This is a genomic window from Prosthecobacter sp. GW821-HT29F12, from assembly GCF_058803405.1.
The window spans coordinates 502,139-514,257 of the sequence record NZ_CM179517.1; the positions used below are offsets into that span (position 1 = coordinate 502,139).

The window sequence follows — 12,119 nt, forward strand, 5'->3', positions numbered from 1 at the left end:
GCTCTCACATGCACTACCCGCTGACTTTTCACTTCAAGCTTCTGGCCTTCTCTCCGCAGATCTACGTGACGGATGCCCATGGCGGCACGGTTTGCTATGTGAAGCAGAAGCTGTTTCGCTTCAAAGAGAAGGTGGAGGTGTTTGCGGATGACACGATGAGGACGCAGCTGGCGACGATTGAGGCGGACCGCATCATCGACTGGTCGGCGCGCTACACGTTCAAATCTCCCACGGGTCAGGTGCTCGGAGCCATTGGCCGGCGCGGAATGAAGTCGCTGTGGAGAGCGCACTATGATGTCTTTGCTCCTGGAGCGCAGACGCCGACATTTGCGATTCAGGAAGCGAATCCGTGGACGAAAATGCTGGATGGCCTTGTAGGCGAGATTCCCATCGTGGGAATATTCACCGGCTACATGCTGCATCCGAGCTACATCGCCACCCGTGGCGAAGCGGGTGCTCCCACGCTGCGCCTGACCAAACAGCCTGCGCTTTTCGAAGGGCGCTTTGGATTGACGCAGGAGGGCCCGGCTGATGAAGGGGAGCAACTGGCATTGCTGCTGTCCTTCCTCATGATGAATCTGCTGGAGCGGGCGCGGGGGTAGCCTTTACATTCAGATCGTATGAAATCAGCGCTGAGACTGCTGGTCTTGGTCGGAGGTCAAATCGTGGCCGTCCTGTTGCTGGCGCGTGTGGTGCGGTCCCTGTCAGATTCGTTCAGTGGAATGAGTGTTCACCTTTGGGCTGCATGCGCTTATGGCATCCCTGCGCTTCTCGCGTTTTTAGGCTGTCTTCGTTTTGTGCAGTTGCCGCCAGCGGGTTTGCGGGGACGGATTCTTAGCATTGTTGTGTCACTGCTCTGCGCGTCCGTTGGTTTTGACGCGAGTCTTGTTGTCCTGCAGCAGAGCGACATGTGGCTCACGGCTCGATACATCCAACGCATGCAGCCTCAGCTTCGGAATGATGCACGTTTCAAGGATGTTCGTCTGATCGGTTACAGCAATGATTGCATCTTGTTCCCTTACATTCCGGTCGGTGGAAGTGTCGCGAGCGAAGCATATCTCAGAGAGCTCAATCGCATACTGAAAGAGGCACATCCTCCTGGATATGCAGGTGCGGGGACCTATCTTGTGCGAAGAGATGTGGAAGAAGAGTAGCGAACTTCCACGTTCACTTGGACAGCCGCTCAAGCACCGCCGCCGGCAGCTCAACTGTTTTCTGCCGGCTTGAAGTGCCACGCAGCAGGGTGATCTGGCCTTTGGGGCAGTCGAGGGCTTCTGCGAGGAAGCGGATGAGCTCGGTGTTGGCTTTGCCATCCACGGGCGGGGCGTGAAGTTTCACCAGCAGCACGGGGCGACCTTTTTCATCGGCAGTCCATCCGGCGAATTCGGATTTCTTGGCGTTCGGTGTGACGCGGACGGCGAGCTGGGAACGATCCGTGGAGGCGGCCATGATCAGACGAGTTTGAGGCGTTTGCGCATGAGCCACTCGACGGTGAGCAGCAGGATGGCGGCACCGAACCACCACCAGCTGGACCAGAGATTGGTCTCCTGGGTGATGACCTGCTTGCGGTCGATGCTTTGCAGCAGGCTGGGAAGATCGGTGGCGGCTTGTTCTTCACGCAGGAAACGGCCGCCGCTGTTGGTGGCCATGGTTTCGAGCAGCGTGCGGTTCATGGTGAGCGTGGCCCACTCGGGATTGCCGGTATCAGAGACGTGGAGGGAGAGGCGTGCCTCGCTGCGTGGCGCGCTGGGGCTTTCGGCCACGGCGATCTCATAGGTGCCGGCTTTGAGCGGTGGCGTGAGAGCACGATAGACGCCGATGTGAGTGGGATCTGCTTCGAGCTGCAGGGTGGCGACATCAGCGCCGTCGTGGATGAGGTAGGCGCGGGGTTGCGCATCGGTAACGATGTCGCCTTTGTCATTGCGCACACGCACGCGGATTTCAGAGGCTTCGCCGGGCGAGTAACGCAGGCGGTCGGTGCCGACGGAGAGTTTCTTTTGGTCGATCTGGAATGGCGGGGCGGCGATCCAAGCACCAAGCTGCATCCACAGACGCTGATGATACAAGTCCGCGACCTGAAAGCGCCAGCGCCAGAGCTCATCCGTGCCGAGGTAAAGCACGGCACCGGCGCCGACCTGACGGAAGACGATGGTTGGCTGCTGCGCTTTGGCGAGGGTGATGGCGGCGGGCAGGGGCTCGACATTCGCGTGCCAGTTCACTTTGGAAAGCGTGGGCCAGAGGGCGGTGTTGGCGCTGGGGCTGTCGCTGAGGCGCAGTGCATCGAAGCGCTGGCCATCGGTGGTGAGTTCGAGGCTGGTGGGCTGATGCTTGGTGCTGGAAGGGACAAACTTGACCGGGATGAGCGGGGCCGTTTTGCCCTGGCTCCATTCGTGCAATTTGCCGCGCTGACCATCGATCATGATCAAACCGCCGCCGCGTTTTTCGACGAACTCAAGAATCCAGTCGAGGCTTTCCGGCTTGAGGCGGCCTGGTATGACTTCACCGAGGATGATGAGGTCGTAGCTCAGGAGTTCATCGCGTGTTTTGGGGAAGTCTTTTTGCAGGCTGCCATTGGCGGCGTTGTCAGCCATGTCATCGAAGATGCTGGTGGCCTGCCAGCGTTCATCGCGGTCGAAGTGGTTGTGGATGTAGCGTGACTCCCAGCGCGGACGGCCATCGAGGATGAGCACCTTGCGCTTCTTTTCCAGCAGGTGAATGGAGAGCTCGCGGGCGTTGTTGGAGCGTGTCTTTTCCAGTGCGGCGCGGTCGCCGCTGGCGGAGATGAGGATGTTCACGCTGCGCAGTGTTTTGTCGCGCTGACCGGGGGCGGGTGGTGGCAGCTCTGTGACGGGGAAGATGAAATCAAAACCCTTTTCGCCTTTGCCATCGGTGGTGAAGTCTTTTTTCCACAGCACCTTGCCCTGGCTTTCGATGCGCACATTGGCCGGAACACCGGCGGGCATGCTGTCGTTGACGGTGAGGCGGCCCTGGAAGTTTTCCTTGGAGAAGACGGATTCGGGAGCTGTGACGGCTAGCAGGGCCAAGTCCGGCGGTGGAATTTCAGTACCAAAGCCGATGGTGAAGATGGCGGTGCCGCTGGCTTTGAGTGCGGTGCTGAATTCTTCGGGAGAACCGGTGGAGTTGTGCTGGCCATCAGACAGAACGACGAGCGCGGTGCCTGCGGTGGCGGGGCCGAGTGCGGAGCGCAGGGTTTGATCGAGATTGGTGATGGGTGAGGTGGCGGGCAGCTCAAACGTAGCGGGCATTTCACCGGAGGTGTCCTTGCCGCCCTGGCGGTACCACCACAGGCGCTGCGTGTTCATGCCGCGCAGGGCCACGAGCTCCACATCCTGGGTCTCGGCGAGTTTTTTCAGCAGCGGTGTGGTGCCTTTGAGCAGGAGGTCCTCGGCGCGTTGAAAGCGTGCTTTGGAAGTGCCTGCTGCTGCACCGGTGGCCTCGTCCGTGAGCTGCATGCTGGCGGAGCTGTCCACCGCGACGACAACGCGGCCAAGCTGACGCAAGGTGGTGACGTGGCGCAGGATCGGGCCGGCGAGTGCGAGCACCAGAATGAAAACTGCCAGCGAACGCAGAATGGCGGGCACCTGTGCGGCGCGACTGCCGACATACTTCAATTCACGGCGATAAAGAAACCACATTAGCGCCGAGAGACCGAACGCGAGCACGACCACCGGGAGCGGCGAATAGCCGCCGGTGAAGCGCAGGGAGGTTTCGGTCTGGGGAGTCATGCTTGAGTCGGCTAGCCTTTGGCGATGTGCTGTTGCAGGAGGACTTCCGCGAAGAGAAGGCCCAGCAGGAGGATGAGCAGGGGCTGCCAGAGTTCGCTGCCGTGGCGGCGGGTGCGGTCGAGGGCCTGATAGGCGGGCAGGGTGTCGGCAAAGGCGGCGTCGTAGCGGGTGGCGATTTTTTGGATGTCGGCGGAAGGCAGGGCTTTCAGATCGGACTCGGTGCCGTCGATGTTGAAGGCGAGGAGCATGGTCTTCTCCGTGCCCACCTTTTGAAGTTGGAAGATGCCGGGCTGGGTGATGGAGGGGCTTTGGACGAAGACGGCGTCACCTTCTTTGGCGGACTTGAGCGTCTGTGTCTGGCCGGTGGGATCACGCAGGGTGAACTCGGCGCCGAGTTCGGCTTTTTCGAGCGGCAGGCGGATCGTGGAACCGACGAGCTGCCACGCAGGAGCGCTGCCGACGGTGGCGAGGTAGGTGGTGAGGCGCTGCATGAGCGGCACGAAGAAGGGCTGCAGTGGCAGATTGCTCCACTCGGCATTGGCCGTGGTGGCGGCGGCGATGACGCGGCCACGGCCGTACTTTTTCTCGATCATCAGCGGCACGTTGCGGTCGAGATTGAAGATGCGCTGAGTTTGATCCCCCTGTGGTGCGAGCTCAAGCCAGTGGCGGAACTCGGCGTCTTGGAGACGACCCGCACGAGCATCATTGAAATACAGCGCGGAGGGATGCGTGAAGCGCTGCATGAGGATGCGCGCGGGCAGGGAGTCGGAATCGGCGCGGGCCTGGCCCTTGATGGCGGCAGGATACATGCCTTCGCCTTTGCGGAAGAACTCGCGGTTGTACCAATCCAGATCGCAGTCAGGTCCGGCGAAGACGAGCAGGCCGCCGCCTTCTTTGACGAATTTGTCGATCTCATTCTGCGTGTTGCCCTGCAGTTTCTGCACATCGGCCATGATGATGACTTCCTGCTGGCGGAGGTCTTCATTGCGTATCTTTCGCAGATCAATCTTCTTGGTGCGGATCAGGTCCTTCAGGGTGGCTGCTGCGACGGTGTGCGGTGTGAGGGCGATCTCAAGAAAGTCGGTGGCGCCGCTGAGCGGTTCTTTGCCGGGGCTGCCATCAATGAGCAGGACGTTGAGCTGATTGCGCACCTGCACGATGGAATGGAAGGCGTTGTCGTCGGCGAAGCTGTCGCCTTCGAGGCGGACTGAAAGAGAATGGTCGCCGACTTTGTCGAAGGCATGCGTGAAGGAGAGCACGGCCTCGCCTTCAGGGGCGAGAGAAACACGCGCGGTGCGCAGGCGTGCGCCATCGGCTTCAAGATGCACGGGGATGTCCTGCCAGGGGCGTTTGCCGTGGTTTTTGATGCGCACCCGCAGACCGATGGGCTGGGACTCAGCGGCGACGAGTGCGGAGATGTCGGCGCTGGCGATGCTGATGTTCTCCGCGAGATCACTGCCCACACGGTAAAAGGTGATCTGCGGCTTGGGCTCCTGTTTGGAGATCGTTTCGAGTGCTGGGAGCGCGGCGCCATCGGCGATGGCTTTCCAGTCGGCTTCCTGGAAGTCGGAGACGATGACGACTTCACGCGTGGCATTGGGGGAGTCCTTCAAGGCCGAGGTGGCAGCTTGGAAGGCATCGTTCGCAGACAGCGGGCCGGACATGGAGGGCACCTCGCTGAGCTGCTTGGGAATGAGGGTGCGGTCCGTGGTGGCTTGATCCAGCAGCTTGCGCGGCGTGCCGCCGGAGAGAAGGACCTGGGCACTGGAGCCGTCTGGCAGATCGGTGATCATGGTCTGCATGTCTTGACGTGCCTGCTGCATGACGGTGCCGCCGGGAAGCGTGGTCTGCGCGGCAGGGGCGCGCATGGAGAAGGAATCGTCCAGCATGACGATGAGAGAGGAACTGCCGAGGCCAAGCGAGCGCAGCGCCGTGAGCACCGGGCGTGCGAGGCAGAGTGCGAGGACGATGGGAATGGCGATGCGGATGATGAGCAGCAAAAGCTGCTCGACCTTCATCTTGCGCTTCCGCTGACGGATCACCTCGTGCAGCAGGTGCATGGCCCCCCAGCGCACGGTGACGACCTTCCGCTTGTTCAACAAGTGGATGATCAGCGGGATGAGAAAGGCCGCTGCGCCAAAAAGGAGAATGCCGTGAAGAAAACTCATCGCATTCTCAGTGCTAAATAACTCCGCAGCGCGGCGGAGTGTGATTCGTCGGTAGGCAGGCTCAAGTAATCGACCTGATGCTTGCGGAAGCCCTCCTTGAGCTGGGCGGCGAAGTTCTGCTGGGCCTCGATGTAGCGCTGGCGAATCGTGGCGGGATCGAGGAGGAGGAAGTCGTCGTCGTTTTCGAGGTTTTCGAAGCGCGCCCAGTTGCCAAAGGGGAAGTCGATTTCGTCGCGGTCCCAGAGCTGGAGGGCGATGATCTCGTGGCCTTTCTTGCGCAGGACGCCGATGGAGCGCAGGAGCGCAGCGGGATCGTCGAAAAAGTCGCTGATGAGGATGACGAGGCCACGGCGCTTGAGGCGCTGAGCGAGGGATTCGAGCACCGGGGCAAGGCTGGTGTCCTTGCCGGGCTCGGTCTTGACCATCGTCTCAAGCAGCAGATGCAGGTGCGTGATCTTGGTGCGGCAGGGGATGACGTCGCGTATTTTGGAGTCAAAGGTGATGAGGCCCACGGCATCCTGCTGGCTCATGAGCAGGTAGGCGAGGGAGGCGGCGAGCTTGCGGGCGTAGTCGAATTTCAAAATGCCCTTCTGGCCGCGGTAGCCCATGCTGCCGCTGGCATCGAGAACGACGGTGGCGCGCAGATTGGTCTCTTCATCAAACTCACGGATATAGAAGCGATCGGTGCGGCCAAAGATCTTCCAGTCGAGGCGGCGGATTTCGTCCCCTTGAACATACGGGCGGTGCTGGCGGAACTCGACGCTGAAGCCCTTGTGCGGCGAGGCATGCTGGCCGGTGGTGAAACCCTCGACAACCGTGCGCGCAAAGAGCTGCAGAGTCTGCAGACTGGTGATGTCTTCGGCTTGAAGAATGTCGGAGAGAGTAGCCACGGGGGGGATTTGAGGGCGGTGGGTGCGGAGGGGGCTTAAGTGCTCAGTGCTCAGTGCTCAGTGCTCAGTGTGGAGCTGGTGGTGGGGTCGAGGAGGGATTGGATGGCGTCGGGGATTTGTGAGGGGGAAAGGAAGAATTCGGGGGAGGGTTCCTGGACTTTAGAGGAGAGAGGGGCGAGGCAGAATTCTTCGGCCCGGTTGGACATGGTGTTGAGCATGCGGCCGATTTCGCGGGATTTTTGGAAGAGGGGGCGCGCTGTGGTGGCTTCGAGATAGCCGTCATCGACGGCGCTGATGAGCCAGTGCTGCGTTTCGTTGTTCTCACTCTCGGCGTCGCTGAGCTTGCTCTGGAAGTGCTTGATGTAGTCGCGCTTGCCCCACGCCTCAGCGATCTGGGCGCCGATGGAGCGTGCAGCGCGGCGAAGCTGATCGGTGAGCGAGTACTTCTCCTCCGGCGGAAAGGCTCTCGATGCTCTGAACACACCCCCCTGCAGATCACGTGCCCTTTCATAGACGCGAAGCTCCCAGAATGCTTTCGCAAACGTCAGCTTGGTCTCGTCATTCATGCTCATTGCAGGCCTGTTTCCTGATTTTAACTGAGCACTGAGAACTGATTACTGAGCACTTAAGCTCTCTTCAGCTCCCAGGCCCTCGAATTCTCACAGCACTCGCGTTTCGCTCTTCTTCGTTTTCTTCACCAGTTCGGCGATGATCTGATCCACGGTGATGCCTTCGGCTTCGGCGTGGAAGGTGGGCACCAGGCGATGGCGCAGGGCAGGGGCGGCGAGGGCTTCGATGTCGTCGGTGGTGACATGGGTGCGGCCCTGGAGGAGGGCGCGGACTTTGCCGGCGAGGACGAGCATCTGGCTGGCACGCGGGCCGGCACCCCAGCTGAGCATGCTCTTCACGTATTCGGAGGCGTCGGGTTCCGTGGGGCGCGTGGCGCGGACGAGATCGAGGACGAAGTCGATGACGTGATCCGGCACAGGCACCTTGCGCGCAAGCTGCTGTGCGGCCTGGAGTTCTTCAGCGGTGATGACGGCTTCGATCTCCTGCGTTTCGCCGCCTGTGGTGCGGGCGATGATTTCGCGCTCGTCGTTGCGGGTGGGGTAATCGACCTTGATGAGGAAGAGGAAGCGGTCTTTCTGGGCTTCGGGCAGCGGATAGGTGCCTTCCTGCTCGATGGGGTTCATCGTGGCGAGCACGAAGAAGGGCTTGGGCAGTTCATGCGTGACCTGACCAACGGTGACATGCTTTTCCTGCATGGCCTCAAGCAGAGCGGCCTGCGTTTTGGGCGGCGTACGGTTGATTTCGTCGGCGAGGATGATCTGGGAAAAGATGGGGCCCGGCTGGAAGACGAGTTTGCGGCGGCCCGTCTCCGCATCTTCCTGAATGATCTCGGTGCCGGTGATGTCCGCAGGCATCAGGTCGGGCGTGAACTGGATGCGGCGGAAGCTCAGGTGCATCGCGTCTGAGAGCGATTTGACGAGCAGGGTCTTGGCGAGGCCGGGCACACCTTCGAGGAGGCTGTGGCCGCCGGCGGCGATGGCGATGAAGACCTGCTCAATGACGGCCTCCTGTCCGACGATGCGTCTGCCGAGAGCAGCTTTGAGTTTGTTGTAACCTGAGACGAGAGCGGCGGCAGCAGCGGAGTCGGACATGAGGGGAATGACGAAATCAGAATGACGAGTAAAATTGAAGCCGTGAAAGGCATCCACGGGCGGAGAGTGAACACGAGTACGGAGCACGAGTTCTTTCCACTCTTGCACTCATGCTGGCAAGAAGACAAAAAAGAGGGATTTGCAGAATCCCGCTGAATCAGATTTTGCTGACGCAGGCGACGGCCATGGCGGCGATGCCTTCCTCCCGCCCGACGAAGCCGAGGCGTTCGTTGGTGGTGGCTTTGACGCCGACCTGATCGGGCTGGATGCCCAGTGCGGCGGCGATGTTCTTTTTCATCGCGGCGGCGTGGGGATTCACTTTGGGTGCTTCAGCGATGAGGGAAGAGTCCACGTTCTCAATGCGCATGCCCTTGTCCGCGGCGATCTGGGCGCACTTTTCGAGGATTTTGAGACTGCAGATGCCTTCGATGGTGGGATCACTGGGCGGAAACCAGTGGCCGATGTCGGGCTCGCCGAGAGCGCCGAGGACGGCGTCGGCGATGGCGTGGCTGAGCACATCCGCATCCGAATGGCCTTTGAGGCCGTGCGAATGCGGGATGGTGACACCGCCGAGGACGAGGGGGCGGCCTGCTTCAAAGGAGTGAACGTCGTAACCGATGCCTGTGCGAACCATGGGGGGAAATCAGGCGTTGTGGTCTGCGGCTTTCTTCAAGCTGGCAAGCACCTCGGGGATGGGGAGGTCAATGCGCTGGCGGTTGAGGAAGTAGCTGACGTTTTCGTAGCCTGCTTCAGTCAGGTGGTTCAAGGCGGTGACGAAATGCTCGCCGACGCGAACGGCGCGATGCGAGTCGGAGCCGAGGACGATGGGGATCTTGCGATCAGCCATCATGCGCAGCATTTCATTCCCCGGATTCATTTCGGAGTAGCTCTTGTTGAGGCCGGAAGTGTTCAGTTCCATGGCCACACCGGTGGCCGCGATGCGGTCGAGCGCGGCGGAGACGGTGTTTTTGACGATGGCAAAGCACCAGGAGTCCGGATGGTAGTTTTTGACCAGATCCGGGTGTGCCAGGCAGTCGTAGAGGCCGGATTCAGCCGATTTGGCAAGGTGCTCGAAGTAGGTGCGGCGGAAGTTTTCGATGGTGCCTGTCTCGAACTTGTTGAGGTATTCCTTGGCCTGCCAGTGCACGGCGCCGAGCACGTAATGGAAGTCGGCACGCTTGTGGAGGTTGGCGATGTATTCTTCACAACCGGGGAAATATTCGCTCTCGATGCCGAGGCGGATGTCGAGCTTGCCCTTGAAGGCGTCGGCGGCGCGCTGCACGAGTGCGACGTAGGTGTCGAATTCACTCTCCGACATGCGCACCGTGGGCCAGAAGCCGTTGGGCATGGGGCAGTGGCAGGTGAAGATGATGCCTTTGAGGCCGGCCTTGAGGGCCTGCTGGGCGTACTCTTCCGGCTCACCCCAGGCATGCTTGCACAGCGGGGTGTGCATGTGGGAATCGTAAAACAAAGCGCCAGACTTGGTGGGGCCGGGAGGGGGCAGCGGCTGGGCCGGTGCTTTCTTGACCACGGCGACGACTGGAGCGGGAGCCGGAGCAGGGGGCTCTACGGGTGCAGCCACTTCCACCGCCGGGGCTGAAACGGGGGCGGGGGGCTTTTTGGCGGGCGCGGGCTTCGCAGGAGCTGGTGAGGCTTTGACAGCCACTGGCGCGGGAGACGCAGGGGCTTTGGCGGCGGCGGCTGGCTTGGAAGGGGCGGGAGCCTGCGGTTTGGCCGCTTTAGCAACCGGTTTGGGGGCAGGCTTGGCCGGAACCGGAGCGGGCTTCACCGCGAGAGGCTTGGTTTTTGGAGCAGGAGCCTTGGCCGCAGGTTTTTTCACCACGGCCTTGGGTGGAGTGGCTTTTTTGACCCCTTTCTTCGGGGCTGGCTTGGCTGCGGTTTTTTTGGCTGCAGTCTTTTTGGCGGGAACCGGCTTCTTTTGGGTCAGCGTTTTCTTGGCTGGCACGGGTTTGGCCTTGGTCTTGGAGGCCACGGTTTTGTTGGATTTTGCCGCAGCAGGCCTGGCCTTACCTTGGGCCGCCTTTTTCGTGTTTCGTTTAGGTTTGCTCACAGTCTAGCTCCTGGTTCCATGCAATATCAGCCATCCTTTTCCTTCGACTTCCGCGATCCGTGCGTTTTTAGCGCTGCCTGCTGGGCCTGGAAAACAAAGTCGTAAAGTTAAGGGGACATCTTTCCAGTTTCCGGTCTGGAGTTGCTGGAGAAGGGGTTGGAATTTAGGATCTTTACGATCGAAGTAGGCATAAACGACGTCATTATCGTCAGGATGCTTGATTTCGAGCAGTTCGCTGCCCATCGGAGCGGCCTCCGGCGGAATATTCTGAGGTTTGGAGGCGATCACGCGGAGGAGCGTGGGCGCGGACGGCTGGGTTTTGATGAACTCCTCCCAGTCGATTTCGCCATAACGAACCGAGCTTTCCCAATCCACCCGGAAGGTGCCGTCCACCATTTCTTCAATGATGAGGCTGACAGGCTCGGCATTGGCAAAAACGGCCTGGGCATACCCGAGACGGTAGCCTACCTCCTCCACCGGAAGTGCCCAGCCAAGAGTTTTCCACTCGAGCGGAGTGTGCGGATGGCTTCTATAGTAATGCTCCATCAATGGACGCACACGCTGGGGATCACGGACATGAGCAAGCTGCTGGTCCATGGTGGAGGCTTCAAAAAAGCCACGAAGTGTGCGTTCAATTTGGGATCTTTTGCTCTCTAGGTCCACAATGGAGGAGGGACTCGGGGAGCCTGAAGCCATGAGTTTCAATGAACTGGACTGGGAACTGACAGGGGTGTTGGCGCTGATTTTACGGGGGGCGCCAATGGACGGACGGATCTCGGAGGGATCGCCCAAGAGAGAAGGCTGCTCTTTGATGTTGCCCGACCAGTGATGATCTTTGTCATTATCATACACCGACTGAACGTACTCAGGATTGACCCGGGCGGATTCCCAAAGCTTGATCATGACGACCCGTACGACCGTGGCGATCATGATCACGAGGGCCATGCAGCCCAGAATGGTAGCAACGGCGTTGATCATGGCCTCCCGCCGCCGGGCTCGGCTGCGGCGTGGCGGATCATTGTCAGCGATGCTCGGATGGGTCATGGCAAACACGCGTTGGTGGAGCCGAAGGCGGGATTTGAACCCGCGACCCTCGCATTACGAATGCGATGCTCTACCACTGAGCTACTCCGGCATGAACGTGTGACTTTAAGTCTTTAATTATATAAGGGGTGCTCAGATCTTGTCATTTGCTTTCTTTAACCGGTGGAAAAATTCTTAGCTCGAGGGCGGTTGGGGAAGGCTTGATGAGGTGCAAACGACAGGCACGCGCCTCCCGACAGCTCGTGCTTGAATCTTGGGTGAACTCACGGATCATGCCCCATGCCCAGTCCAACCATTGCTGCCCAAGCTGGAACCCCGTATGGTGAATTCCTTGCCGAGCAGGAAGAAATTCAACGCCTGAAGTGGCTCGCCAGCGAGAGCGAGGGGCATGACATCGGGTTTGAGTTTGCGCTCAATGACTGGGCTCAGAACCACCGTGCCGAGTGGCGCAGCATGCGAAACCAGATGAAGGGGCAGCAGGCCTGAGTTTTTGCCCGCCTGCGGGGCAATAATGCTGAGGACGGTGCGTTATGAGCCGA

Annotated in this window: 12 protein-coding genes and 1 tRNA gene; 3 read left to right on the forward strand and 10 right to left on the reverse strand. The window is 60.3% G+C overall.

All coding sequences use genetic code 11. The features are described from left to right. The first annotated feature begins 8 nt into the window (after nucleotides 1-8). Together AC3RLQ_RS01995 and AC3RLQ_RS02000 are read left to right on the forward strand one after the other, a co-directional pair. The gene (locus AC3RLQ_RS01995; RefSeq protein ID WP_493033843.1) at nucleotides 9-602 is read left to right on the forward strand and encodes an LURP-one-related/scramblase family protein; all 594 of its coding nucleotides are present in this window, start codon (nucleotides 9-11) and stop codon (nucleotides 600-602) included. Between the two features lie 18 nt (nucleotides 603-620). Beyond that, a complete protein-coding gene (locus tag AC3RLQ_RS02000) occupies nucleotides 621-1,154 on the forward strand; it encodes a hypothetical protein (protein WP_493033845.1) in 534 nt (177 codons plus the stop codon). Between the two features lie 13 nt (nucleotides 1,155-1,167). Here the strand turns inward: AC3RLQ_RS02000 and AC3RLQ_RS02005 are convergent, their stop codons facing one another. From AC3RLQ_RS02005 to AC3RLQ_RS02050, 10 genes are all read right to left on the reverse strand, one after another. Further along, entirely contained in the window at nucleotides 1,168-1,449 is a 282-nt protein-coding gene (locus AC3RLQ_RS02005; protein WP_493033847.1) for a DUF167 domain-containing protein, read from the reverse strand. A gap of 2 nt (nucleotides 1,450-1,451) precedes the next feature. Continuing rightward, a complete protein-coding gene (locus AC3RLQ_RS02010) occupies nucleotides 1,452-3,746 on the reverse strand; it encodes a hypothetical protein (protein WP_493033849.1) in 2,295 nt (764 codons plus the stop codon). An 11-nt stretch (nucleotides 3,747-3,757) separates the two neighbouring features. Continuing rightward, nucleotides 3,758-5,914: a BatA domain-containing protein gene (locus AC3RLQ_RS02015; protein WP_493033851.1), complete on the reverse strand. Its 2,157-nt coding sequence runs from the start codon at nucleotides 5,912-5,914 to the stop codon at nucleotides 3,758-3,760. Beyond that, the gene (locus AC3RLQ_RS02020) at nucleotides 5,911-6,804 is read right to left on the reverse strand and encodes a DUF58 domain-containing protein (protein ID WP_397385672.1); all 894 of its coding nucleotides are present in this window, start codon (nucleotides 6,802-6,804) and stop codon (nucleotides 5,911-5,913) included. The genes AC3RLQ_RS02015 and AC3RLQ_RS02020 overlap by 4 nt, the downstream gene beginning before the upstream one ends. A gap of 50 nt (nucleotides 6,805-6,854) precedes the next feature. Then, nucleotides 6,855-7,370 (reverse strand): four helix bundle protein, encoded by a 516-nt coding sequence (locus AC3RLQ_RS02025; RefSeq protein ID WP_493033854.1) that lies wholly within the window; start codon nucleotides 7,368-7,370, stop codon nucleotides 6,855-6,857. A gap of 93 nt (nucleotides 7,371-7,463) precedes the next feature. After that, nucleotides 7,464-8,465, reverse strand: a complete 1,002-nt coding sequence (locus tag AC3RLQ_RS02030) for an AAA family ATPase (protein WP_493033856.1) — start codon at nucleotides 8,463-8,465, stop codon at nucleotides 7,464-7,466. A gap of 157 nt (nucleotides 8,466-8,622) precedes the next feature. Next, the gene (gene ispF / locus AC3RLQ_RS02035; protein WP_493033858.1) at nucleotides 8,623-9,099 is read right to left on the reverse strand and encodes a 2-C-methyl-D-erythritol 2,4-cyclodiphosphate synthase; all 477 of its coding nucleotides are present in this window, start codon (nucleotides 9,097-9,099) and stop codon (nucleotides 8,623-8,625) included. A 9-nt stretch (nucleotides 9,100-9,108) separates the two neighbouring features. Then, on the reverse strand, nucleotides 9,109-10,536 hold the full coding sequence (locus AC3RLQ_RS02040) for a histidinol-phosphatase (protein ID WP_493033860.1): 1,428 nt from the start codon (nucleotides 10,534-10,536) through the stop codon (nucleotides 9,109-9,111). Nucleotides 10,537-10,539: 3 nt separating this feature from the next. Beyond that, nucleotides 10,540-11,514: a hypothetical protein gene (locus tag AC3RLQ_RS02045; RefSeq protein ID WP_493033862.1), complete on the reverse strand. Its 975-nt coding sequence runs from the start codon at nucleotides 11,512-11,514 to the stop codon at nucleotides 10,540-10,542. Nucleotides 11,515-11,596: 82 nt separating this feature from the next. Further along, nucleotides 11,597-11,671 (reverse strand) — tRNA-Thr (locus AC3RLQ_RS02050). Nucleotides 11,672-11,859: 188 nt separating this feature from the next. On the opposite strand from AC3RLQ_RS02050, the gene AC3RLQ_RS02055 reads away from it, so the two are divergent. Beyond that, nucleotides 11,860-12,066: a hypothetical protein gene (locus AC3RLQ_RS02055; RefSeq protein WP_493033864.1), complete on the forward strand. Its 207-nt coding sequence runs from the start codon at nucleotides 11,860-11,862 to the stop codon at nucleotides 12,064-12,066. The last annotated feature ends 53 nt before the right edge of the window (nucleotides 12,067-12,119 follow it).

Coding starts and splice junctions, on each gene's coding strand:
- AC3RLQ_RS01995 (WP_493033843.1), top strand. CDS start 9: ATGCACTACCCGCTGACTTTTCACTTCAAGCTTCTGGCCTTCTCTCCG.
- AC3RLQ_RS02000 (WP_493033845.1), top strand. CDS start 621: ATGAAATCAGCGCTGAGACTGCTGGTCTTGGTCGGAGGTCAAATCGTG.
- AC3RLQ_RS02005 (WP_493033847.1), bottom strand. CDS start 1,449: ATGGCCGCCTCCACGGATCGTTCCCAGCTCGCCGTCCGCGTCACACCG.
- AC3RLQ_RS02010 (WP_493033849.1), bottom strand. CDS start 3,746: ATGACTCCCCAGACCGAAACCTCCCTGCGCTTCACCGGCGGCTATTCG.
- AC3RLQ_RS02015 (WP_493033851.1), bottom strand. CDS start 5,914: ATGAGTTTTCTTCACGGCATTCTCCTTTTTGGCGCAGCGGCCTTTCTC.
- AC3RLQ_RS02025 (WP_493033854.1), bottom strand. CDS start 7,370: ATGAATGACGAGACCAAGCTGACGTTTGCGAAAGCATTCTGGGAGCTT.
- AC3RLQ_RS02030 (WP_493033856.1), bottom strand. CDS start 8,465: ATGTCCGACTCCGCTGCTGCCGCCGCTCTCGTCTCAGGTTACAACAAA.
- ispF (WP_493033858.1), bottom strand. CDS start 9,099: ATGGTTCGCACAGGCATCGGTTACGACGTTCACTCCTTTGAAGCAGGC.
- AC3RLQ_RS02045 (WP_493033862.1), bottom strand. CDS start 11,514: ATGATCAACGCCGTTGCTACCATTCTGGGCTGCATGGCCCTCGTGATC.
- AC3RLQ_RS02055 (WP_493033864.1), top strand. CDS start 11,860: ATGCCCAGTCCAACCATTGCTGCCCAAGCTGGAACCCCGTATGGTGAA.